Source organism: Halorubrum sp. Boch-26, assembly GCF_029889805.1.
Lineage (GTDB): Archaea > Halobacteriota > Halobacteria > Halobacteriales > Haloferacaceae > Halorubrum.
Genome location: NZ_JARANT010000010.1, coordinates 1 through 20,840, shown reverse-complemented (window position 1 = coordinate 20,840; position 20,840 = coordinate 1). Strand labels below are relative to the sequence as shown.

22 protein-coding genes are annotated in these 20,840 nt (G+C 70.0%); 8 read left to right on the top strand and 14 right to left on the bottom strand.

Annotation, left to right across the window (positions count from 1 at the left end; all coding sequences use genetic code 11):
• Nucleotides 1-2: 2 nt before the first annotated feature.
• On the bottom strand, nt 3-1,760 hold the full coding sequence (locus OQF71_RS02660) for a 2-oxoacid:acceptor oxidoreductase subunit alpha (RefSeq protein ID WP_280585631.1): 1,758 nt from the start codon (nt 1,758-1,760) through the stop codon (nt 3-5).
• Nucleotides 1,761-2,050: 290 nt separating this feature from the next.
• Here OQF71_RS02660 and OQF71_RS02655 point away from each other — a divergent pair, with 290 nt between their 5' ends.
• Nucleotides 2,051-2,695: an FAD-dependent oxidoreductase gene (locus OQF71_RS02655; protein ID WP_280585630.1), complete on the top strand. Its 645-nt coding sequence runs from the start codon at nt 2,051-2,053 to the stop codon at nt 2,693-2,695.
• 497 nt (nt 2,696-3,192) lie between these two features.
• Here OQF71_RS02655 and OQF71_RS02650 read toward each other — a convergent pair whose 3' ends face one another.
• Together OQF71_RS02650 and OQF71_RS02645 are read right to left on the bottom strand one after the other, a co-directional pair.
• A complete protein-coding gene (locus OQF71_RS02650) occupies nt 3,193-3,696 on the bottom strand; it encodes a PaaI family thioesterase (protein WP_280585629.1) in 504 nt (167 codons plus the stop codon).
• Nucleotides 3,693-4,835, bottom strand: coding sequence for a pyridoxal phosphate-dependent aminotransferase (locus OQF71_RS02645; protein WP_280585628.1), 1,143 nt, complete (start codon nt 4,833-4,835; stop codon nt 3,693-3,695). The genes OQF71_RS02650 and OQF71_RS02645 overlap by 4 nt, the downstream gene beginning before the upstream one ends.
• A 123-nt stretch (nt 4,836-4,958) precedes the next feature.
• Between OQF71_RS02645 and OQF71_RS02640 the strand changes: the two genes are divergently transcribed.
• A complete protein-coding gene (locus OQF71_RS02640) occupies nt 4,959-5,471 on the top strand; it encodes a metal-dependent hydrolase (RefSeq protein ID WP_280585627.1) in 513 nt (170 codons plus the stop codon).
• A gap of 42 nt (nt 5,472-5,513) precedes the next feature.
• Here OQF71_RS02640 and OQF71_RS02635 read toward each other — a convergent pair whose 3' ends face one another.
• On the bottom strand, nt 5,514-6,305 hold the full coding sequence (locus OQF71_RS02635; RefSeq protein ID WP_280585626.1) for a PHP-associated domain-containing protein: 792 nt from the start codon (nt 6,303-6,305) through the stop codon (nt 5,514-5,516).
• Nucleotides 6,306-6,502: 197 nt separating this feature from the next.
• Between OQF71_RS02635 and OQF71_RS02630 the strand changes: the two genes are divergently transcribed.
• The gene (locus tag OQF71_RS02630) at nt 6,503-6,799 is read left to right on the top strand and encodes a hypothetical protein (RefSeq protein ID WP_280585624.1); all 297 of its coding nucleotides are present in this window, start codon (nt 6,503-6,505) and stop codon (nt 6,797-6,799) included.
• 36 nt (nt 6,800-6,835) lie between these two features.
• On the opposite strand, the gene rocF is transcribed toward OQF71_RS02630, so the two are convergent.
• Nucleotides 6,836-7,741: an arginase gene (gene rocF, locus OQF71_RS02625; protein ID WP_280585623.1), complete on the bottom strand. Its 906-nt coding sequence runs from the start codon at nt 7,739-7,741 to the stop codon at nt 6,836-6,838.
• A gap of 104 nt (nt 7,742-7,845) precedes the next feature.
• Here rocF and OQF71_RS02620 point away from each other — a divergent pair, with 104 nt between their 5' ends.
• On the top strand, nt 7,846-8,109 hold the full coding sequence (locus OQF71_RS02620; RefSeq protein ID WP_280585621.1) for a hypothetical protein: 264 nt from the start codon (nt 7,846-7,848) through the stop codon (nt 8,107-8,109).
• Nucleotides 8,110-8,220: 111 nt separating this feature from the next.
• A complete protein-coding gene (locus OQF71_RS02615) occupies nt 8,221-8,754 on the top strand; it encodes an Rrf2 family transcriptional regulator (RefSeq protein WP_280585619.1) in 534 nt (177 codons plus the stop codon).
• Between the two features lie 176 nt (nt 8,755-8,930).
• On the opposite strand, the gene OQF71_RS02610 is transcribed toward OQF71_RS02615, so the two are convergent.
• The 6 genes from OQF71_RS02610 to OQF71_RS02585 form a co-directional block, all read right to left on the bottom strand.
• Nucleotides 8,931-10,112 carry an NAD(P)/FAD-dependent oxidoreductase gene (locus OQF71_RS02610; protein WP_280585618.1) on the bottom strand — a complete coding sequence of 394 codons (1,182 nt, stop codon included), beginning with the start codon at nt 10,110-10,112 and terminating at the stop codon, nt 8,931-8,933.
• 93 nt (nt 10,113-10,205) lie between these two features.
• Complete coding sequence (locus OQF71_RS02605) at nt 10,206-11,081, bottom strand: nucleoside phosphorylase (protein WP_280585616.1); 876 nt, start codon at nt 11,079-11,081, stop codon at nt 10,206-10,208.
• Nucleotides 11,082-11,167: 86 nt separating this feature from the next.
• Nucleotides 11,168-11,569, bottom strand: coding sequence for a cytidine deaminase (cdd, locus tag OQF71_RS02600; protein ID WP_280585614.1), 402 nt, complete (start codon nt 11,567-11,569; stop codon nt 11,168-11,170).
• A 71-nt stretch (nt 11,570-11,640) separates the two neighbouring features.
• Nucleotides 11,641-12,231, bottom strand: coding sequence for a GNAT family N-acetyltransferase (locus tag OQF71_RS02595; RefSeq protein WP_280585613.1), 591 nt, complete (start codon nt 12,229-12,231; stop codon nt 11,641-11,643).
• 85 nt (nt 12,232-12,316) lie between these two features.
• The gene (locus OQF71_RS02590) at nt 12,317-13,543 is read right to left on the bottom strand and encodes a pyridoxal-phosphate dependent enzyme (protein WP_280585612.1); all 1,227 of its coding nucleotides are present in this window, start codon (nt 13,541-13,543) and stop codon (nt 12,317-12,319) included.
• Nucleotides 13,544-13,592: 49 nt separating this feature from the next.
• Nucleotides 13,593-14,045, bottom strand: coding sequence for a hypothetical protein (locus tag OQF71_RS02585; protein WP_280585611.1), 453 nt, complete (start codon nt 14,043-14,045; stop codon nt 13,593-13,595).
• A gap of 243 nt (nt 14,046-14,288) precedes the next feature.
• Here OQF71_RS02585 and OQF71_RS02580 point away from each other — a divergent pair, with 243 nt between their 5' ends.
• The gene (locus OQF71_RS02580) at nt 14,289-15,602 is read left to right on the top strand and encodes an NAD(P)/FAD-dependent oxidoreductase (RefSeq protein WP_280585610.1); all 1,314 of its coding nucleotides are present in this window, start codon (nt 14,289-14,291) and stop codon (nt 15,600-15,602) included.
• 43 nt (nt 15,603-15,645) lie between these two features.
• Here the strand turns inward: OQF71_RS02580 and OQF71_RS02575 are convergent, their stop codons facing one another.
• From OQF71_RS02575 to OQF71_RS02565, 3 genes are all read right to left on the bottom strand, one after another.
• The gene (locus OQF71_RS02575; protein ID WP_280585609.1) at nt 15,646-16,872 is read right to left on the bottom strand and encodes a thiamine pyrophosphate-dependent dehydrogenase E1 component subunit alpha; all 1,227 of its coding nucleotides are present in this window, start codon (nt 16,870-16,872) and stop codon (nt 15,646-15,648) included.
• Nucleotides 16,873-16,894: 22 nt separating this feature from the next.
• Nucleotides 16,895-17,377 (bottom strand): hypothetical protein, encoded by a 483-nt coding sequence (locus tag OQF71_RS02570; RefSeq protein ID WP_280585608.1) that lies wholly within the window; start codon nt 17,375-17,377, stop codon nt 16,895-16,897.
• Between the two features lie 88 nt (nt 17,378-17,465).
• The gene (locus OQF71_RS02565; protein WP_280585607.1) at nt 17,466-18,506 is read right to left on the bottom strand and encodes an NAD(P)-dependent alcohol dehydrogenase; all 1,041 of its coding nucleotides are present in this window, start codon (nt 18,504-18,506) and stop codon (nt 17,466-17,468) included.
• Nucleotides 18,507-18,690: 184 nt separating this feature from the next.
• On the opposite strand from OQF71_RS02565, the gene OQF71_RS02560 reads away from it, so the two are divergent.
• Both OQF71_RS02560 and OQF71_RS02555 read left to right on the top strand, forming a co-directional pair.
• Nucleotides 18,691-19,752, top strand: a complete 1,062-nt coding sequence (locus OQF71_RS02560) for an amidohydrolase family protein (RefSeq protein ID WP_280585606.1) — start codon at nt 18,691-18,693, stop codon at nt 19,750-19,752.
• The gene (locus tag OQF71_RS02555) at nt 19,752-20,675 is read left to right on the top strand and encodes an iron-sulfur cluster assembly protein (protein ID WP_280585605.1); all 924 of its coding nucleotides are present in this window, start codon (nt 19,752-19,754) and stop codon (nt 20,673-20,675) included. The genes OQF71_RS02560 and OQF71_RS02555 overlap by 1 nt, the downstream gene beginning before the upstream one ends.
• The last annotated feature ends 165 nt before the right edge of the window (nt 20,676-20,840 follow it).

Genomic DNA, 20,840 nt, shown 5'->3' with positions numbered 1-20,840 from the left:
GGTTACGCCTCCGCCCCCTCCGCGAGGGCCGCCTTGATGTCGTCTGCGAGTTCGTCGGCCTTGAAACGCACGCCGTTGTACTTGTTAATCCGGTCGACGCGCGCGAGCACGTCGTGTTCGACCAAGTCGGCGAACTGTCCCTGTTCGTTGCACTCGACGACGATGACATCGTCGGCGCTCTGCACGTCGTCGGTGAGGTCCGGCCGCGGGAAGATGTACGGGACCGAAAGCACCCGCACGTCGATCCCCTCGTCGTCGAGGAGGTCGACCGCCTCGCCGAGCGCGCCCTCGTTCGATCCCCACGTGATAACGAGGGTTTCGGCGTCGGAATCGCCGAGCTCGCGCGGGCTCCAGTCCTCGCGATCGCGGGCCGTCTCGACCTTCCGGTTGCGCTTGTCGACCTGTTCGACGCGCATCTCCGTGTCCTCGGTCCGCCGGCCCTGCTCGTCGTGTTCGAGGCCGGTAGACATGTGCGCGCCGTCGGCGGTGCCGGGGAACGCCCGCGGCGAGATCCCGTCGTCGGTGATCTCGTGGGGTTGGAAGCCGCCGGAGTCGCTCATGTGGTCGTCGATGTCGGCCTCGTCGACGACGAAGCCGCGGTCGACCTCGACCTCGTCCATGTCGAAGGTCTCCGGGGAGAACGTCTGTTCGGTGACCGCCATCGAGAGGTCGGCGGTGAGGTAGACGGGGAGCTGGTACTTCTCGGCGAGGTTGAACGCCTCGACGGTCTTCCAGAAGCACTCGTCGATCGTCGTCGGCGCGAGCACGAACCGGGGGATCTCGCCGTGGCCGCCGTACAACATCCCGTTCAGGTCGCCCTGCTCCTGTTTCGTCGGCATCCCGGTCGAGGGACCGGACCGCATCACGTTACAGATGACGAGCGGCGTCTCCGAGGTGGCGATGAGCCCGAACGTTTCCGTCATCAGGTCGATCCCGGGCCCGGAAGTCGCGGTCATCGACCGCGCGCCTCCGCGGGCCGCGCCGAGCGCCATGTTGATCGCGGAGAGCTCGTCTTCCGCCTGCACGACGTGGCCGCCGTAGCGCTCGATTCGACCCGTGAGGTACGTCATCACGTCGGTCGCGGGCGTGATCGGGTAGCCGGCGTAAAAGCGGCAACCGGCCGCGATGGCGCCCATCCCGATGGCCTCGTCGCCGTTGAGGAGGACGTAGTCCGCGTCGGTGGTCTCCAAGTCGTAGTCGAACTCGTGGTCGAACTCCTCGGCGACGTACGACCGCCCCGCGCGGGCGGCCTCCTTGTTGTTGTCGACGAGCTTCTGCCCCTTGTCTTTGAACCGCTTCTCGAGGGCGGAGTCGAGGTTCTCGATGGGGAACGCAGCGACCTCGCAGGCCGCGCCGAGCGCGACGACGTTCCGCATGATCGCCCCGCCGGCCTCTTCAGCGAGTCGCTTGAGCGGGACGTCGATCCCGGTCATCTCCCCGGGGATCTCGACGTCCTGCATCGTGGTCCGTTCGCCGTCGTAGATGATCACCGACCCCTCGTGGAGCTCGTCGAGGTTCTCCTCGATGGTCCGCGGGGTCAACGCGATGAGCACGTCGAGCCGGTCAACGACGCTCTGTACCTTGTCGACGGAGGTCCGCACCTTGTAGGCGGTGTAGCCGCCCCGGATCCGCGAGGCGAAGTCCTTCGACGTGAACACGTGTCGACCCGCCCGAGAGAGCGCTTGCGCGAAGATCTTCCCGGTCGAGTCGATGCCGTCGCCGGCCTCCCCGCCGACGGCCCAGTTGAAGTCCGCAGCCATGCTATGACGGGGCTTTCGCCGGATTCATCAAAAGGCTTCTGGAAGGAGCCACCAACTCATTATCAGACGTTCGATCACTGCTTCGCGAATATTGTCACTTATACGGCGATAAATTCGAATAGCGCGGAGTTTAATTGGACGAATGTTTCCCACATTCCTCATGATCGACCCACTTCGTCGCATCATCTTTCGACGTTCGTCGAACGGTCCGTGGCGGGGCTCGACGTTTCGGCACGGGCAGCACCGGCGCCGACGGGAACACGTTTGTGTCCGCCGGCCGGATCGAACGTATGGACACGACAGCGACGGTCAGCGCGGTCGAGTCGGTCGGCCGCGACACGTACGCCCTCCGGTTCGACGCGCCCGACGGATTCGCCGCGGAACCCGGTCAGTTCGTGAAGCTCGGCACGGAGATCGACGGCGAGTCGGTCGCCCGCTTTTACACCCTCTCGTCGCCGACCGTCGGCGACACCTTCGAGGTCACGGTCGGGATCGACCCCGAGGAGGGCGGTGACTTCTCCGCGTTCCTCGCCGACGCCGAGGCCGGCACCGAGATGACGCTCTCCGGGCCGTTCGGCGACCAGTACTACGACGGCGAGCCGCGCGCGGTCGTGATCGCCGGCGGGCCGGGCGTCGGGCCGGCGGTCGCCATCGCGGAGCGCGCGCTCGACGACGGCGCCGAGGCCGCGGTCGTCTACCGCGACGACGACGTGTCGCACCCGAACCGGTTAGAGCGGCTGGACGAGCGCGGGGGCGCGGTCCATCTGCTCGACGCGGCGGAGGAACTGGACGACGCGGTCGCCGAGGCGCTGACGGGAATCGAGGGCGAGACCGTCTTCGTGTACGGCTTCGCCGATCTGGTCGCCGACGCCGAGGCCGCGGTCGAGGCCGCCGGCGGCGACGCCGACGCCGCGAAGGTCGAGAACTTCGGCTAGAGGTGGCTCGTGGCGTCCGAACTGCTGATTTATAAGTAGCGAACGATGTACTGCCGGTGAATACCTCCAACGCCCCAGCCGCTCGGCTCTACTTCGTTGAAATCGCTGTGACGGAGCACACCGCCAAAGCCCCAGTCGCGAGGAGGCGATGGGCTCGCTGCGGTCCTCGTCGCTCACTCCGTTCGCTCCTGCGGTCCTCACGTCGCCCGTCTTCGTCCTCGCGACTGCCCCTTTGAGCCCCACCCGACCGCACAACACCGCCGGAAGACGGTCGCCTCGCTTCGTCGCCGGGCTTCGCCCGACTGCCTGCGAGACCGACGGTCTCGCAACGCTCGGCGCTGCGACTTCCGTGCTCCCGCTCGCTCCCTCCGGTCGCTCGCGGGACCGCGGCCTCACGCCTCCCCAGCCTCGCGGCTCCCTCCGGTCGCCGCGTCCCTCGCGCGCGCACCTCGCGCCCTTATCAGGGCGCTCGGAGGCGCGCGCCGACCGCAAATTCGTCACTCCCCCTGATCGAGGTCCCACGGCGCGTCGTCCGGGAGGTCGCTGGTCTTGTACACGCCTCTGCCGACGGCGACTTTCCCGTCGCCGCTCCCGTCGCCCTCGGGTTGGACGACCTCCACGTCGACGACGGCGGTCTCGCCGCCCTCGCGGACCGCCTCGGCGGTCGCGACGAGGTCGTCGGTCGCGGGCGCGAGGTAGTCGATCCGGAAGTCGATCGTCGGCGTCGGAAACCCGACCAGCGAGGTCGCGGCCGCGCCGGCGACGCTGTCGGCCAGCGAGAAGGCGACGCCGCCCTGCGCGATCGCCGCTCGGCGGTTCGAGGAGTGCTTCTCGCCGAACCGCAGTCGTCCGGCGGCCCGCCCCTCCGCGGCCTCGGTCACCTCGATGTCGAGCAGGTCGCGGTACGGGCTCCGGTTGAAGTAGTCGAGGATATCGCCGTCGCTGCCGCCGTCCTCGTCGCTGTCGCCGTCCTCGTCGCTGTCGCTGTCCCCGTCGCTCATCGTGAGTCGGTCGGTGCTTCCGTCGCTTCCGGCGCGCCGTCGGCGAAGTAGTCGGCGAGGCGCTCCGCGGCCTCGACGGTGCGCGGGGTGACGAGAGCGAACCGGATCCACTCGTCGCGCGCGTCCCCGAACGCCTCGCCCGGCATCCCCGCGACGCCGGCCTCGTCGACCAGCCGCTTCACGTTCGCCATCGTCCCGGGGAACCCCTCGAAGCGCGCGAGCACGTAGAAGGCGCCCTCGGGGCGGCTGTACTCGGCGCCGGCCGCGTCGAGTGCGTCGGTGAACGCGTCCGCGCGCTTCGCGAGCAGCTCGCGGGCCTCCGCGTAGTACTCGGGCGGCGTCTCCGCGAGCGCGTGGTGGACCGCGTACTGCGAGGGGCGGGCGCCGGCGACGTTCACGAGCATGTGCCGCGTCTTCGCGTCGCCGACGTGCTCGTCGGGGAACACCCCGTACCCCACCCGGAACCCCGTTATCGCCATCGACTTCGAGAAGCCGCTGGTGACTATCACGCGGTCCGACTCCAGCGTCAGCGCGGACTCGAACTCGCCGGTCAGGTCGAAGTGGTCGTACACCTCGTCGACCGCGACGAGGGCGTCGACATCGTCCGCGACCGCGACGACATCGCGGACCGCGTCGAGGTCGTAAACGGCGCCGGTGGGGTTGTTCGGCGTGTTCAAGACGATCAGCGCGGTGTCCGCGCTCGCGGCCTCGCGGATCGCCGCGACATCGAGGCCCCCGTCGCGCTCGGTCGGGACGAACGTCGATTCGCCGCCGAGCATGTCCACCTTCCCGGGGTAGTAGGGGTAGACGGGATCGGTGAGGACGGCTTCGTCGCCGGCGTCGCGCTCGAACGCGCGCGCCATCGCGAGGTAGTTCGCCTCGCCGGTCCCGTTCGTGACGACGACGCGGTCGACGTCGACGCTCCGGCGCTCGGCGATCGCCTCCCGGAGCTCCAGTAACCCCTCGCTGGGCGGGTACTGGAAATCGTCGGGCGGGAGGTCGGCGTACCCGCGGAGCGCCTCCCGCAGCGCGGCCGGCGGCTCCCAGTCGGGGTTGCCGCTCACCATGTCGATGACGTCGCCGTCGGCCGCGGCCGCGTACTGCATCACGTGGAAGAACTTCGGCTCCTCGTACTCCATACCGACCGCTGGGCGGCGTCCGCCGTGGCTCTTTCGACTGACCGCTCGCGTGCGTCACGACGCTCCCGCTCCTCGTTCGCCCGGATCCGGTGGTTTCACTTACGCCCCCAGCCACCCGGAGACATGAACAAACGCGGCCACGTCCTCAACGCCCTCCTGCTCGCGCTCGGGCTCGGCTTCGTCATCGAGCCCGGACTCGACTTGGCCACGGCGCGGACCACCGCTCAGATCATCGTGCCGATCGTCTTGGGGGCGCTGTTCCCCGACGTCGACACCGCCTTCGGGCGCCACCGGAAGACGCTCCACAGCCTCCCGGTGCTCGCCGTCTTCGTCGCGTACCCGATCGTCTTCGGGAACCTCCAGTACGTCTGGATCGGCGTGTTGACCCACTACCTCCTCGACCTCGTCGGGAGCCGACGCGGCATCGCGCTGTTCCACCCCTTGTCGGATACGGAGTACGGCCTCCCCTCCGGCGTGACGACGAGCAGTAAGTACGCCGACCTCGTCACCGTGGTCATCACGGCGCTGGAGCTGGCGGGATTCTGGGCGCTCCACACCTACGTCGTGACGCTCGATCTCGACTTCACGACCGCGACCCGAGCCGCGAGCGAGGCGGCCGCGGGGCTCGGGATCTGAGCGGTCTCGACCCGGTGTAGTCGCGAAACGGCGGCCGCGCCCTCACTTCGGTCGGTAGTCCGACAGCGCGCCGGAGTAAACGCTCACGTCGTTGAAGCGGCCCTCGTAGGCGACGTTCGTCGGGAGGGTCGGCTCGTCGCCGGAGAGGAACAGCCGGTCGAGCTTCTCCCAGGTGTTCTCGTAGCCGAGGTGGGCGAACTCGAGGAGGCCGCGGAGCTGGTGGCCGACCCCGCCGCGGTGGACCACCGTTCGGGGCCGCTCTTGGCGGAAGGCGTCGACGATCGCGTCGGCGCCGTCGAGGTCGCCAGAGAACTCGGTCCACGCCTCGCCGGTGGTGCCGGGCAGATGCGCGTACGAGGAGCCGAAGCCGGGCTGGTCGGTCACCTCGGCGATCCGCCGGGTCCGTGTGTTCTGGTGGGGGAGAAGCTTGGTGTTGTACGTCTCCACTGCGGCGAGCCGCTCGGCGTGGGCCGCGATCTCCGGCCGGGTGAGCGAGATGGTGGCGAAGCCGGGATGCGGAACGAGCACGACGGCGTCCTGCCGCTCGAACTCGGCCATCGCCGCCTCGAAGGTGATGTAGTCGGGGACGGGCTCGTCTAAGCCGAGCACGAGGAGGTGTCGGCGGTTCCCCCAGTCGCCGGTGAACACCTCACGGGCGGGGACGACCGTCAGCTCGTCGTCGCCGTACCGGGCCGCGCGCTTCTGGACCGTCCGGAGCCGGGTGAAGTGCGGCGCGTACACGAGCGCGTCGATCCCCCGCTCCTTCGCGAGGGCCACGACGTCGTCGTCGAGCACCTTCACGTGGGCGTCGACGCGCGTTCTCGATCGGGTCACGTTAGCGGACGGTGTGCGTCCCCGAGCAAAGGCGTATCGTTTGACGGCGAGCGGATCCGCTTCCGGCGTCGGCGAGCGGGGCCGCACCCGTCGACCACGACTGCGCCCGGCGACCGCGACGGCGCCCGCGGAACGGCGGTCGCGACCCGCCGGCGTCGGGGGAAACGGTTAATCCTCCGCGGGAGCCACGAAGGGATATGCCCCGCTGGACGTGCGGAATCGACGGCTGCGACGCCGCCTTCGACGACGTTGAGCCGGCCATCGTCCACCAGACCGACGGCCACCAGCGCCACGAGTGTAAGGTGTGCGGCACGATCGTCCCGGACGGCTACTTCGCGATTCGGCACGCGTTCGACGAGCACACCCGCGCCGAGTTCGCCCGCGCGTACGAGGCCGACTCCGCGGCCGTCCGGCGCCGCGAGGAGATCAAACGGGAGATCGAGCAGGAGGCCGACCTCCAGCGCGTCATCGACGAGCTGGATCGCGGCGTCTGAGCCGCGCGCTCTCGCTGTTCTCGCTGACCGATCCGCTCACAGGACCCGCTTCCCGAACGCGCTCGCCGCCAGCTCCGTCGCGAGCTCCGCGGTCTCGTTGTGCTGATCCAGTGTCGGATTCACCTCGACGAGCTCCATCGACCGAAGGCTGTCGGCCTCGTCGACGATCTCCATCGCGCTGTGGGCCTCCCGGTAGGTGACCCCCCCACGGACCGGGGTCCCGACCCCGGGCGCCTCGTTGGGGTCGAGCCAGTCGAGGTCGAGGCTGACGTGGACGCCGTCGACGCCGGCGCCAGCGGTCGCCATCGCCTCCTCCGTGACCGTGGTGATCCCGCGCTCGTCGATGTCGGACATCGTGTACGCCGCGAAGCCGTGGTCGCGGATGGCCTCCACTTCCGCCCCGTCCACGGAGCGGAGTCCGACGAGCGCGACGTTCTCCGGAGAGAGCCCGGGCGCGTTCGCCCAGTCCGACCCCGCGAACTCGTCGAAGCCGAGCGCGGCCGCGAGCGGCATTCCGTGGACGTTGCCCGAAGGGGTCGTCGAGGGCGTGTTGAGGTCGGCGTGGGCGTCGAACCACACGGCGCCGATGTCCGCGTCGCTCGCGGATCCCGCGAGCGAGCCGATGGCGATCGAGTGGTCGCCGCCGAGCGCGAGCGGCACCGCCCCGTCGACGAGCGTCTCGCTCACCTCGGTCGCGAGACGCCGGCAGACGTCGGCCGTCTCCCGGAGGAACTTCGCTTTCCCCCCGCTCGGCGCGTCCGCGTCCGGGTCGCGCTCCTCCGCGCGAGGGACCGCGAGGTCGCCCGCGTCGACGACCTCGACGCCCGCGCTCGCGAGTTGGTCGGCGAGCCCGCCGTACCGGATGGCCGACGGTCCCATGTCCACGCCGCGTCGGTTCGCCCCGTAGTCGGTCGGTGCGCCGATGATCCTGACGGTGGTCATGTCAGAGGGCGCGGCGCCCCGACGCTTGAATGGTGGGATCCCCGGGCGGTGACCGACCGACCGCGATCGCACACGGTTTTGTCGCCCCGTCCCGATCTGTCGGTATGAGCGGTTCCGACGACGATTCCGACGCCATCGATGGGGACCCGCCCCCCGAGTTCGATCCCGCCGACGTCGCCGGCAGCGACATCGAACCGGTCGGCGCCATGATCGCCGTGGCCTTCACCGGTGCCGTGATCGGTCTCGTCGGCGCCGGAATCGCCCTGTTCGAGGGCGACCTCGGGTTGGCCCTAATCGGCGTCGGCGTCGTCGTCGCGCTCTCCAGCCCGTTCGCGTACTTCCGGGTCCGCCGCCGGTACGGATCGTAGCCGCCGCCGGTACGGATCGTAGCCGCCGCCGGTATCGCTCATCGGATCTTGCACGATCGTTTATAACGGGCTTCCATCGCATTTAAGCGGTACGGCCATCTATTCGCGTCCATGTCATCGATCGAGCTCACGTCAAGTCAGAAAAGCATCCTCACGGCCCTCATCAACCTGTACGGGGAACAGGAAGACGCCGTCAAAGGCGAGGCGATCGCCGAGGAAGTCGACCGCAACCCCGGAACGATCCGCAATCAGATGCAGAGCCTGAAGGCCCTCCAGCTGGTCGAGGGCGTCCCCGGCCCGAAGGGCGGCTACAAGCCGACCTCGAACGCGTACGAGGCGCTCGACATTCAGCGCATGGACGAGCCCGCCGACGTCCCCATCTTCCACGAGGGCGATGAGGTCACGGGGGTCAACGTCGACGGAATCGACCTTTCCAGCGTCCACCACCCCGAACTCTGCCGCGCCGAGATCCACGTACAGGGTTCCGTCCGTGACTTCCACGAGGGCGACTCCGTCACCGTCGGCCCCACGCCGCTCTCGAAGCTCGTCATCGACGGGACCGTCGACGGGAAAGACGACACCGCGAACATCCTCATCCTTCAGATCGACGACATGCGTGCGCCCGACGAGCCCGCCGAGCACTGATCGGCTCGCCCGCGGCTTCGCTCTCTTTTTTCTCTTCGCGAACCCGTCGATAGCCGGAGCGCCGATGCTCGGGCCCGGGAGCTGACTCCCTCGCCGTCGACCCGAATCCGTCGCTCTCGGACTCGAACACGACAGACCAACAAACGCCGCGGCGGTGAGCGTCGCTCTCGCCGACGTTACATGTCGCCGAACGCGCTCACGCCGCGTCCGGTCGAGGAGACCTTCGCGATCCACCGCACCGCGATGGACTTCTTCAGGAGCTTCGCCGGGGTGCCGCCGAACGTCTTGATCGGCATCCCGATCACGTCGTGGGCGATCGCCTCCTCGCCGACCGAGATGACGGTCCCCTTGTCCTTGTGCTCCCACGACTGAAGTGGGGCGCCGCGGGCGGCCCGCGCGAGGTTCTCGCCGGCGACCTCGGCCGCCTGCCAGGCGGCCTGTGCGGTCGGCGGCGCCACGTTGTCGTCGCCCTGCTCCACGAGGGCGGTGTCGCCGATGGCGAAGACGCGGTCGTCGCTGGTGATGAAGTCGGAGGCGGCGTGAACGCGGTTGGAGCGCTCGTCCTTCTCGATCTCCACGTTCCCCAGTTCGGGCTGGCCGGTGATGCCGCCGGTCCAGACTAACACGTCGTGCGCGAGCTCCTCGGGCTCCTCGTCCTCGCCGCCGCCGAGGTAGACCGCGTCTTCGTCGGCCTTCGAGATGAAGTCGCCGGTGAGGATCTCCACGTCGGCGTCCTCCAGTCGCTGTCGGAGCGCGCCCTGAAGCTGCGGGTCGTTCCCGGGGAAGACTTCGTCGAGGCCCTCGACGAGCGTAATGTTGACCGGGGCGCGGTGCTTGTCGCGGTACTCCGCGATCTCGCCGGCCGTCTGGATGCCGGAGAGGCCGGCGCCGCCGACGATGACCTCGACCGGGTCGGAGCGGGTCGCCTCGGCCGCGGCCGACCGCACGTCCTCGTGGATCGCCTTCGCGTCGGCGAGGCTCTTGAGCTGGTGGGCGTGCTCTTTCAGCCCGTCGATCCCGAAGAAGGCGGTCGTGGAGCCGACGCCGAGCAGGAGGTAGTCGTAGTCGACGGTGGTCCCGTCGTCCGTCTCGACGACGCGCTCATCGGTGTCGACGTCGACGACGCGGCCCTGCACGAAGTCGGAGTCTCGCGATTTGATCTCGTCGACGGGGATGGTGATCTTGTCCGCGACGGCGGGGTTGCGGATGGCGCGGTGGACCTCGTGGAGGACGAGGTGGTAGTCGTGCTCCGAGATCCACGTGAGTTCCGCCTCGCCCTCGCCGACCTCGTCTTCGAACGCCTTCACCGCCCCTGCCCCGGCGTAGCCGGAGCCGACGACGACGACCTGTGTAGTCATGTACATTGTTCCGCGATGCGCGGATAAAGACGCTTTGAAACATCGCTGACGCCGTCGAGGACCGGTCGATTGATCGGCGGACGGCGAGGGCCTCTACAGCGAGAGTCCGGCGTGCCAGCGGTCGGCGTCCGCCTCCCGCTTGACCTCGTCCATGCGGGCGAGGAGCTTCACCGCGAGGCTCGCCGTCTCGGCCGCCCGCGACTCGCCCTCGGTCCGGAACTCGCCCGTGATCCGGTTCGCGTACACCGAGCAGACCGCGCCGGCGCGGAGGCCGTACACGCTCGCGATCGTGAGGATCGCCGACGCCTCCATCTCGATGTTCTTCACCTTCGCGTCGCGCAGCTCCGCGACCAGCTCGTCGGAGCCGGCCGCCTCGAACCCCTCGAAGCCGGGACGGCCCTGCCCGGCGTAGAAGGAGTCGGCGCTCATCGTCACGCCCGTGTGATAGTCGTGGCCCAGTCGCTCCGCGGCGGCGACGAGCGCCGAGACGACTTCCCCGTCGGCGGCGGCCGGGTAGTCCTCGCGGACGTACTCGTCGCTCGTCCCCTCCTGCCGGACCGCGCCGGTGGTGATCACGAGGTCGCCGACCTCCATCCCCGGCTGAATGGCGCCGCAGGAGCCGACCCGAATGAACGTGTCGACGCCGGCTCTGGCGAGCTCCTCGACTGCGATGGCGGCCGAGGGGGAGCCGATCCCCGTCGACGTCACCGAGATGGGTGCGCCGTCGTAGGTCCCGGTCGCGGTGCGGTACTCGCGGTGGGACGCGACCTCGTCGTAGCCGTCCCACAGCGCCGTGACCTTGTCGACGCGCTCGGGGTTGCCGGGGAGGAGCACGGCGTCGGCGACGTCGTCCGGCCCCACCTCGACGTGGTAGCCGGCCTCGTCGTTGGGGTCCTCGCTGTCGCTCGCGGCGCCGTCGCGATCGTCCGCGTCGCGGCCGTCGTCGGAGGCATCGGTTTCGTCGGTCATGTCCCCGCTCTTCGGCGAGCCGTTTAAAAGTAGTTCCGTCTCGCGGTCCGTCGGTCGGAGTCTCTCGGGCCCCTCGACGGCCCGACTCAGACCCCTCTCGCGTCGTCGAGCGTCCCCTCCGAGATGGTGTTCGGGAGCAGCTCGCCGAGCGCGTACTCGCTGGTCTCACCGTCGCCCTCGTCGCAGACCACGACGAGGTCGTCGGCCGCGAACTCCGCGAGCGTCTGCCGGCACATCCCGCAGGGGGTGACGCCGTCGCGGACGCCGGAGGCGACGGCGATCCGGTCGAACTCGCGGTGGCCGTTCTTCACCGCCTCCGCGAGCGCGACCTCCTCCGCGTGGAGGCTGTTGGAGTAGTTCGCGTTCTCGATGTTACAGCCGGTGTAGACGGTGCCGTCGGCGGTCCGGAGCGCGGCGCCGACGCGGTACTCGGAGTACGGGACGTGGGCGTCCGACAGGACGCCGCGCGCCGCTTCGATCAGGTCCATACCGGGCCGTCGGCCGGCGGGCGGATAGGTTATCGGGTCGCGGTCCGGGAGCGGGCCCGTCCGGGCGGCACCTACCGCCCGGTGTCGTACTTGTACGTGGCCGACTCGGGGTCGATCCCGAAGTCCTCCGGCGACTCCGTCGCGTCGTCGGCGGCGGCGTCCGCCGGCTCGGCCTCCTTGAACGCCTCGCGGAAGCGGTCCGGCATCTCGAACTCGTCGACCGGGAGCCGCAGGCCGACGACGCCCCCGCCGAGGAACTCGCGCTTCTCGTCGAGTCGGTCGGAAAGCGCCGGCGGGAGCTCGTCGGTGTCGACCTCCTCGAAACCGAACTGCGTCAGGTACTCGGGCTGATCGGTGAGCACGTACACCGTCTCGAACCCGTCCGCGGCCGCGGTGTCGACGAGGCGCTCGACTACGTGCGCGCCGACGCCCCGGCCGCGCCACTCGGGCAGCACGCCGATACCGGTGAGCTCGATCCGGTTCTCCCCGTCTTCGTCGCCGCGGTGCAGGCGCAGCCGGCCGAACCCGGCTCGGTCGCCCGACTCCTGGTCGACCGCGATCACGTAGTCCCGTGACCGGAAGGCGACGTCGTCGAGCCCGAGCCGCTCGATCGCGTCCAGTAACCACGCCTCGTCACGGTTCTTGGCGTCGCGGACGTACATGTCTGCACGTACGCGGGGCGACGTAAAAACGGTTCCCCGCGGGGCGGCGACGACCTCCGACGCCGCGACCGCCGCCGACCGCCATTTATATACCCTGTCCCATCAGGTGGCTGCGCAGTACGTCCGGCGTCTTCAGCCCGGCGTCGCTGTTGATCAGGACGACCGTCTCGTCGCCGTCGAAGAACCCCTCCTCTTTGAGCGCCCACGCGCCGGCGGGCGCGGCGCCGCCCGTGGCGCCCATCTCCAGCACCTCGTTCTGCGCGACGGCGACCGCGCTCGCGAGCACGTCCTCGTCCTCGACGCCGACCGCCGTCCCGCCGCTCTCCGTAACCGCCTCGACCGCGGCCGCGCCGCCGGCGGGGTCGGCGATCTCCAACTCGCCGCAGATCGTGTCGGGGGTCTCCCACGGCTCCGGCTCGTCGAGCCCGCGCTCGACCGCCGCCGCGATCGGCGCGCAGCCCGCGGCCTGCGCCGCGACCACCTTCGGGACGGCGCCGATCGCGCCGACCCGCTTCAGCTCGGTGAAACCCTTATAAACGGCGGCGACCACCTCGCCGGATCCGGTCGGGACGACGACGACGTCGGGCGCCGCGTCGAGGTCGGCGACCAGCTCGAACGCGAGCGTCTTCACGCCGTCGTGGCGGTACGGCGTCGCGAACTCAGCGAGGTCCGTGTACTCGGTCTCCAGCTGCTCGTCGACCGCCGCGGCCGCGTCCGGGAACCGTCCGCCGACCACGCGCATGTCGCCGCCGTGGACGTTGGTCATCGCCTTGTTCGAGAACGCGCAGCGCGAGGGGACGAACGCGTACGAGCGCAGGTCGGCCCGGCCCGCGTACGCCGCCATCGACTGTCCGGCGTTGCCGGGGCTCGCACACGCGAGGGGCTCCACGTCCTGCCCCTCGGCGGCCCGCGCCGCCACCGCGGTGAGCGCGACCGAGAGGCCGCGGTCGAACACCGTGCCCGTCGGGTTCCGGCCCTCGTCTTTCACGTACACCGCGTCGACGTCGAGCTCGTCCGCGAGCCGCTCCGTCGGGACCAGCGGCGTGGCGCCCTCGCCGGCCGAGATGGCCTCTCCCGCCGGGAACGGGAGCAGCGCGTCGAAGCGCCAGTGGCCGCGACCCGTCCCGGCCGGCCCGTCCTGCGGGCCCCCCAGCAGCGTCTCCGGGTCGACCGCGTCGTAGTCGTAGGCGGGGTCGAGTCCCCGCGCCTGCTCTTCCGCCGACACCACCGTCGGGTCGGCCGTCTCGTGGACGCGACCCGACGCGCGACTCTCCAGCCCGCGGAACGCCGTCGTCGTCTCCGTCGACTCCATACGTCCCCTTGCGGCGGCGGCGACTAATCGCTTCCCTCTCGGGCGTCGGCTACTCCGGGACGAACCGGACCGTCGCCGTGCGGTCGGCCCGCTCTCGTCGGCTCCGGACCGCCGCCGCCAGCGAGGCCACGCCGTCGGGATCCGTTTCGAGCGCGTCGGCCGCCGTGTCGCGGTCCATGTCGAACCAGCCGTACAGCACGACGATCCGCGCTTCGCGGGGCGTGAAAAGCGTCTCCTCGACGAGGTCGGCGGCGAGCACTCCGACGTCGAGGCGGTCGAACCCGTTCCCGAACCGCCGGTACAGGTCCCGGTCCAGCGCCGAAAGCGAGATCCGACCGCGTTCCTCGTCGACCGACACGTCGGATCGGCCGAGGAACGCGGTCGGGAACGTGCCGAATCGGGGATGCTCCGCGTCGTCGACGTAGCCGAACGTCCGCTCGGCGCGGTCGATCGGGGTCGCGACCGCGCCGTAGTACAGCCACCGGTCGTCGGGGGCGCTCATGGGCCACCGGCCGAGCCGCCCGTCCCGGATCCGCCGGGTCTCGTCGTGCGCCGCGGTACGCGGGCCATGGCAGCCGAGTGGGTGGAGGCGGGATATCAAACCCAGCCTCTGAAAACCAATTTTGAGAATTAGATCGCGCGGAGCGGGACACCGTCGACGGAGAGGGGACAGGGCCGCGGTCGGCGGTGGGCACGCGGGAGCGATCCGTGGTCGCTTATAACCGACGCGGCCGAACTGGCTCCCATGTACGGAGACGCCACCGTCGTCGGCGGCGGGCTCGCCGGGCTCGTCGCGGCGACTCGGCTCGCCGAGGCGGGCGCGGACGTGACGCTGTACGAGCGACGGCCCGAAGTCGGCGGGCGCGTGCGGACCGAGACCGTCGACGGGTTCACGCTCGACCGCGGCTTCCAGGTGCTGTTCACGAGCTACCCGGCGGTCGACGCCGAACTCGACGTCGACGCCCTCGACGTCCGGCGCTTCGCCCCCGGGGCGACCATCTGTCGGCCGGGGTCGCGCTCGACCCTCTCGGACCCCCTCCGCGACCCCCGCGGGGCGATCCCCTCGCTCCTGAACGACGAGGTCTCCTTCTCCGACAAGCTCCGGACGCTCGCGCTCCGGTACGACCTCTCGAACCGCGACGAAGACGACTTCTTCGCCGGCCGCGACGCGTCGATCCGCGAGTACCTCCGCGACTGGGGGTTCGCCGACGACTACGCGGAGAACTTCGTCGAGCCGTTCTACGGCGGGATCACGCTCGACCGGCGCCTCTCGACCTCGAAGCAGGTGTTCGAATACACGTTCCGCGCGATGGGTCGCGGCGCCATCGGCGTCCCCGCGGAGGGGATGGCGGCGATCCCCGAGGCGCTCGCCGCTCGCGCCCGCGAGGCCGGCGTGGCGATCGAGACGGGCGAAGACGTCGAGTCGGTCCGGACCGCCGGCCAGGGCCGGATCCCCTTCCGGACCGGCGCGGCCGACGCCGAGGGCGCGACCGTCGCGCTCGCGGACGGGTCGACCCGCGAGACGGACGCGGTCGTCGTCGCGACCACCCCGCCGGAGGCCCGGAAGCTCACGGGCGTCGACTCGATCCCCACGGAGGGCGTCCCGAACGTCACCGGCTGGTACGCGCTCCCCGCGGGCGAATCGCTTGAGACGGGCAAGCGGATCCTGCTCAACGCCGCGGAAGCGTCCCCCAACGCCGTGATTCCGATGTCGGAGGTCGCGCCCGAGTACGCCCCCGACGACCGCGCGCTGCTCGCGGCGACGTTCCTCGGCGAGGAGTCCTTGGACCGCCCCGTGAACTCCCTCCGCGACGACGTCCGCGACGCGCTGGCGGCGTGGTATCCCGACCGCGACTTCGACGGGCTGGAGACGCTTGACCTCCATCGGATCCGGTTCGCGCAGTTCGCGCAGCCGCCGGGCGTCCACGCCGACCTCCCGGACCCGGACGACCCGGCGGGACCCGTCGTCCTCGCCGGCGACTACACGGAGTGGTCGTCGATTCAAGGGGCCTTAGAGAGCGGACGGGCGGCGGCCGCCGCGGCCGGCGAGTATTTATAAACAGCGCCGCGATCCGGCCGATTTTCCCCGCGATCCGCCGTCCCTACTCCTCCTGCCGGAACGACGCCTCGCCGTGCTCGTCGACCGCCGCGAGCAGCTCCTCGCGCTGGCGCCGGATCTCGGGCGGGAGCTCGTCGTACGCGTGGTCGAACATGTCGCTCGGGTCGGCCTCGACCGACTCCGCGAAGTCGATCGCGTCGGCGACGACGTCGTCGGCCTCCTCGCGGATCGCCGCGACGCCCTCGTCGTCGATCCGCCCGGTCTCCCGCAGGAACGTCTCCATCCGGTCGAGAGGGTCGAGCGCGCGCCACGGCTCCACGTCGTCGGGGTCGCGGTAGGCGGTCGGGTCGTCGGCGGTGGTGTGCGCGCCGAACCGGTACTCGACGAACTCGATCAGGGTCGGGCGGGGGGCGGCGTCGCCGCCCTCCGAGCCGTCGCCGCCCTCCGAGCCGTCGCCGCCCTCCGAGCCGTCTCCGGCCTCCGAGCCGGCTCCGCCGCCCCGCGCCCGCTCGGCCGCCTCCCGCGTGACCGCGTAGCTCGCGAGCGGGTCCATTCCGTCGACGCGGACGCCCTCGAAGCCGTAGGCAGTCGCCTTCTGGGCGAACGTGTCGCTCGCGGTCTGGCGCGACTCGGGGATCGAGATCGCCCAGCCGTTGTTGTGACAGCAGAAGAGGGTCGGCGTGTCGAAGACGCCCGCGAAGTTCATCGCCTCGTGGAAGTCGCCCTCGCTGGTCGCGCCGCCGCCGAAGTGCGCGGCGACGACGCGGTCCTCGTCCCGGTAGTCGAACGCCCACGCGGCGCCGACCGCGTGCGGCAGGTGCGCCGCGATCCCGATGTTCAGCGGGAACACGTTGCCGTCGGCGATCGCCTCGGTCCCGGACTCGTGGCCCATCCAGTAGGGGAGGTACGCCGTGAGGAGGTCGCGGACGACGACCGCGCCGTGCTCGCGGTACTGGTAGCTGATGAGGTCGCGGTCAGCGAGCGCGTGGGTCGACCCGACCGCGGACCCTTCCTGACCCGCGCAGGGGGCGTACGTCCCGATTCGCCCCTGTCGCTGGAGGCTCACCGCGCGCTCGTCGAAGCGGCGGGTGACGACCAGATCGCGGTAGATCGCGCGGAACCGCTCGTCCGACAGGTCAGGGACCGTCGCGTCGGGCAGGGGGCTCCCGTCCGGCCCGAGCACGCGGTACACGTCCGCGTCGGCGAGCGGGTCGGTCGCGGCGTCGTCGGACTCGGGTGAGTCGGCGGCGTCGGCGCCGTTCTCGTCCATGGGCGATCGGTGTGCGCTCCGGTCACAAGGAGTTAGCGGTCGCGGCTGCCTCCGGCCGGTTTCGGCTCCAGCGACGGACGAACGTGAGCGGGAGGCCGACGAGGACGCCCGCGACGGAGACCGCGCCGAGCACGAATCCGACGAGCAGCGGGACGGGACCGGCCGTCAGCATCTCCGGCCCCCAGACGAGCGCGAACCGGACGGTCCAGAGGGCACCGGTGAGGAGCGCGGTGACCAGTCCGAACGCGGCTCCGCGCGCGTAGGTGACGGTCCCCGGTCGCTCGACGAGCGCCCACCAGACGCCCGCGCCGCCGACGAGCGCCGGCGTCGCGAGCAGCGGCATCGATAACGCGGCCGGCAGACCGATCACCTCGGCGAACAGCCCCAGCAGGTCGGAGAGCAGGAACGCCGTGAGAGTCGCACAGCCGAACGCGTAGGCGCCGGCGAGCAGCGCCCACCGCCGCGGAGACGTGAGTCCCGACTCGGGCCGGAGAGAGTCGCTCATACTCGGGGGAACGTGAACGCGAAAGAAAGGGTTTCTCGTGGGTAAAACGCCGGTTTGACCCTTCCGATCGGGTGCCGAGCGCTCCGGTTCAGGGCGTGATCACGGCGCGGCCGTCGATCTCGCCGTGTTCGAGCTTCTCCGCGACCGTGTTGACGTCGCCGAGGTCGTACCGACTGGTGTGGAGATCGACGTCGCCCTGTTCGACGAGCGCGACCAGCTCTTGGAGCTCCGCGTACCGGCCGACGATGTTGCCGACGAAGGAGAACTCGCCGTTCACCAGCGCCTGCGCGGGCTCGTGGATGTGCCCCCCGTAGCCGATGATGTGATGGTCGCCGCCGGCGGCGGTGATGTCCGGCGCGTACGCGGTGGTGACGTCCTCGCCGACGAAGTCGAGCACCTGCGCGGCGCCTTTTCCGTCGGTGATCCCGCCGAGCTCCTCGCGGACGTCGGCCTCGCCCGGGTTGATCACGTGGTCCGCGCCGTACCCCTCCGCGAGGTCCAAGGCGGACTCCTTCAGGTCGATCGCGGTGATCCGGGCCGCGCTCATCGCGTCGATGCACTGCAGGCCGATGTGGCCCAGCCCGCCGACCCCGATGACGACCGCGTGGTCGCCGGGGTTGAGGTCGGCGACCGCCTTCTTGGCGGCGTGGTACGCCGTGATCCCGGCGTCGGCGTGCGGGGCGATATCGATCGGCTCGACGCCGGACGGCAGCGGGATAACCGAGCGCTCGCTGGTGTGGAGGTACTCGGCGAAGCCGCCGTCGACGGTGAGGCCGTTGAACGCGTCGTTCTCGCAGTACATCGTCTCGCCGAGCCGGCAGGGGCGACAGGTGCCGCAGGTCTGTACCGGGTGGCAGATCACCGGGTCGCCCTCCGAGACGATCTCGACGTCCTCGCCCGTCTCGACGACCGTGCCGGCGTTCTCGTGGCCCAGCGTCATGGGCAGTTCCTGCGGGACGTACTCCGTCCACATCCCCTCGATGATGTGGTTGTCCGTCTGGCACCACCCCGCGCCCTCGACCTCGACGATCACGTCGCTCGCGCCAGTCGCGTGTGGCCGGTCTACCTCGTCGATCGCGAGCCCCTCGCTCATGTCGTCGGTGTACTCGTGGAGTCTGGCTGCTTGCATGTGACATATTATCTCGCACCCTCCATCATAAACGTTCGTTATGGTAAACGGTCACCGCGTCGCTGCCCACGCGAACGCGGGTCCGGGGCAGGTATCTACCCGGGACGGATAAACGAAAAACCGAGCCGTAATTTACCTGAACGATCCTTATAGTTATGTGTTATCGAGTCACATACTCACACGCATGTACGAGATCGACGGGGAGGAGATATTTGTCATCGACGGCCACGTTCACATGTGGGACGCTCGGGAGGAGAACATCATCCACGAGGGGGGCGAGCAGTTCCTCCAGTGTTTCTACGACTACCACACCGGGTTCACCCCGGAAGAGGAGCAGTGGGACATCGACACGTATCGGCACTACGGCGCCGACAAGATGACCGAGGACCTGTTCGGGAACGCGGCCGCCGACATGGCGGTCTTCCAGCCCACGTACCTCGACGACTTCTACGACGAGGGGTTCAACACGACCGAGCAGAACGCCGAGCTCGCGGAAGAGTACCCGGAGCGGTTCATTCTCAACGGGAGCTTCGACCCGCGTGACGGCGAGGAGGGACTCCGCTACCTCGAACACCTCAAGGAGGAGTACGACATCCCCGGCGTGAAGCTGTACACCGCCGAGTGGCGCGGCGACTCGAAGGGGTGGCGGCTCGACAGCGACGACGCCTTCGAATTCTTAGAGAAGTGCGCGGAGCTCGGCATCGAGAACATCAACGCGCATAAGGGGCCGACGATCCGCCCGCTCAACCGCGACGCGTTCGACGTGAAGGACGTCGACGACGCCGCCTCGTCGTTCCCGGAGCTCAACTTTATCGTCAACCACGTCGGGCTCCCGCGGCTCGACGACTTCTGTTGGATCGCCGCCCAGGAGCCGAACGTGTACGGCGGGCTCGCGGTCGCCTCCGCGATGTCGACCCACCGCGAGCGGAAGTTCGGGGAGATCATGGGCGAGCTCCTCTTCTGGCTCGGCGAGGACCGGATCCTGTTCGGCTCCGACTACGCGCTATGGAACCCGGACTGGCTCGTCGATCAGGTGATGAACGCGGAGCTCACCGACGAGCAGCGAGACGAGTACGGCGTCGAGCTCGATGTCGACACCATGAAGAAGATCATGGGCGAGAACGCCGCGGAGCTGTACGACATCGACATCGAGGCGAAGAAGCGGCAGTTCCGCGACGACGACATCACCGAGCGGTTCGACCTCGAAGCCCACTACGGCGGCGACGCGGGGGCCGCGGCGGACTGATGTCGGGGAGCAGCGCGGGTCCGGCCGGCGACGCCGGCGGCGATCCCCGGGGCGATTCGACGGAGGGGTCCGCGGACGGCCCGCCGGGCGACTCCCGCGGGAAGGCGTCGGTCAGGGACCGATTGGACCGCGTCGAGGACCCCGAGCTCGCCCGGTCCATCGTCGAGCTCGACTACATCGACGCGATCGAGATCGACGGGGGCCGCGTCGAGGTCCGGTTCACGCTTCCGACGGCGTGGTGCTCGCCCGCCTTCGCGTGGATGATGGCGACCGACGCCCGCGACGAGGTCGAGGGGCTCGACTGGATCCGCGAGGCGCGGATCGAGCTGTGCGACCACATGCACGGCGAGGGGATCACGACCGGCGTCAACGCCCGCGACACCTTCGGGGAGACGTTCCCGGACGCCGACGGCGACGTCGCGGCGGTCCGCGCCGCCATCGCCGACAAGGCCCGCGTCTCCAGACAGCGCGAGGCGGTCCGGACGCTGCTCGACGCGGGGGCCGACCCCGAACAGGTCGTCTCGCTCGTTCGCTCCGACCTGACGATCGACGGGGACGAGGCGCACGTCGACCTCGGCGGATTATCGCTCGTCGTCGACGCCGCGCCGATCGCCGACTACCTCGACCGCGTCACGACGAGCGGGCACGTGACGGCGGGCGACGACACGCTGTTCCTGACGCCGGAGGGCGATCCGATCCCGGCGGACGAGCTGGACGTGGTTCAGAAGCGCTCCCGGCTCGCGGCCGTGAACATGGGCGGGCAGGGCGCCGTGTGCGACGCGCTTCACCGCGCCCGACACGGGCCGGACGGCCCGGACGGGTCCGGACCGAAGTACGCCGACGGGCCGGCGTCCGAAGGGGCGGCGTACGACGGCGACGTCGAGGAGTTCACCTCGACGTGGACGCTCGGCACCGACGACTGAGCCGCCGCCGGACCGAGCCCTCGGTCATTCCATCGCCCTATCCTCGCGCCTTCTCGGCCTCAGCGGATCGGCCCGAGCCCCCCGAGCCCGCCGCCCCCGGACCCCCCGGACGGAAAGGGCAGTAGCGTAGTAACAGATGACAGGGGCGAGCAGGAGACAAGGGGT

What these genes read in the sequence shown, in the direction of transcription:
- OQF71_RS02655 (WP_280585630.1), top strand. Translation starts at nt 2,051, where the DNA reads ATGGACACGACAGCGACGGTCAGCGCGGTCGAGTCGGTCGGCCGCGAC.
- OQF71_RS02555 (WP_280585605.1), top strand. Translation starts at nt 19,752, where the DNA reads ATGTCGGGGAGCAGCGCGGGTCCGGCCGGCGACGCCGGCGGCGATCCC.
- OQF71_RS02630 (WP_280585624.1), top strand. Translation starts at nt 6,503, where the DNA reads ATGCCCCGCTGGACGTGCGGAATCGACGGCTGCGACGCCGCCTTCGAC.
- OQF71_RS02585 (WP_280585611.1), bottom strand. Translation starts at nt 14,045, where the DNA reads ATGAGCGCCCCCGACGACCGGTGGCTGTACTACGGCGCGGTCGCGACC.
- OQF71_RS02595 (WP_280585613.1), bottom strand. Translation starts at nt 12,231, where the DNA reads ATGTACGTCCGCGACGCCAAGAACCGTGACGAGGCGTGGTTACTGGAC.
- OQF71_RS02575 (WP_280585609.1), bottom strand. Translation starts at nt 16,872, where the DNA reads ATGGACGAGAACGGCGCCGACGCCGCCGACTCACCCGAGTCCGACGAC.
- OQF71_RS02645 (WP_280585628.1), bottom strand. Translation starts at nt 4,835, where the DNA reads ATGGAGTACGAGGAGCCGAAGTTCTTCCACGTGATGCAGTACGCGGCC.
- OQF71_RS02615 (WP_280585619.1), top strand. Translation starts at nt 8,221, where the DNA reads ATGTCATCGATCGAGCTCACGTCAAGTCAGAAAAGCATCCTCACGGCC.
- OQF71_RS02590 (WP_280585612.1), bottom strand. Translation starts at nt 13,543, where the DNA reads ATGGAGTCGACGGAGACGACGACGGCGTTCCGCGGGCTGGAGAGTCGC.
- OQF71_RS02610 (WP_280585618.1), bottom strand. Translation starts at nt 10,112, where the DNA reads ATGACTACACAGGTCGTCGTCGTCGGCTCCGGCTACGCCGGGGCAGGG.
- OQF71_RS02650 (WP_280585629.1), bottom strand. Translation starts at nt 3,696, where the DNA reads ATGAGCGACGGGGACAGCGACAGCGACGAGGACGGCGACAGCGACGAG.
- OQF71_RS02660 (WP_280585631.1), bottom strand. Translation starts at nt 1,760, where the DNA reads ATGGCTGCGGACTTCAACTGGGCCGTCGGCGGGGAGGCCGGCGACGGC.
- OQF71_RS02560 (WP_280585606.1), top strand. Translation starts at nt 18,691, where the DNA reads ATGTACGAGATCGACGGGGAGGAGATATTTGTCATCGACGGCCACGTT.
- OQF71_RS02605 (WP_280585616.1), bottom strand. Translation starts at nt 11,081, where the DNA reads ATGACCGACGAAACCGATGCCTCCGACGACGGCCGCGACGCGGACGAT.
- OQF71_RS02565 (WP_280585607.1), bottom strand. Translation starts at nt 18,506, where the DNA reads ATGCAAGCAGCCAGACTCCACGAGTACACCGACGACATGAGCGAGGGG.
- rocF (WP_280585623.1), bottom strand. Translation starts at nt 7,741, where the DNA reads ATGACCACCGTCAGGATCATCGGCGCACCGACCGACTACGGGGCGAAC.
- OQF71_RS02640 (WP_280585627.1), top strand. Translation starts at nt 4,959, where the DNA reads ATGAACAAACGCGGCCACGTCCTCAACGCCCTCCTGCTCGCGCTCGGG.
- OQF71_RS02570 (WP_280585608.1), bottom strand. Translation starts at nt 17,377, where the DNA reads ATGAGCGACTCTCTCCGGCCCGAGTCGGGACTCACGTCTCCGCGGCGG.
- OQF71_RS02620 (WP_280585621.1), top strand. Translation starts at nt 7,846, where the DNA reads ATGAGCGGTTCCGACGACGATTCCGACGCCATCGATGGGGACCCGCCC.
- cdd (WP_280585614.1), bottom strand. Translation starts at nt 11,569, where the DNA reads ATGGACCTGATCGAAGCGGCGCGCGGCGTCCTGTCGGACGCCCACGTC.
- OQF71_RS02580 (WP_280585610.1), top strand. Translation starts at nt 14,289, where the DNA reads ATGTACGGAGACGCCACCGTCGTCGGCGGCGGGCTCGCCGGGCTCGTC.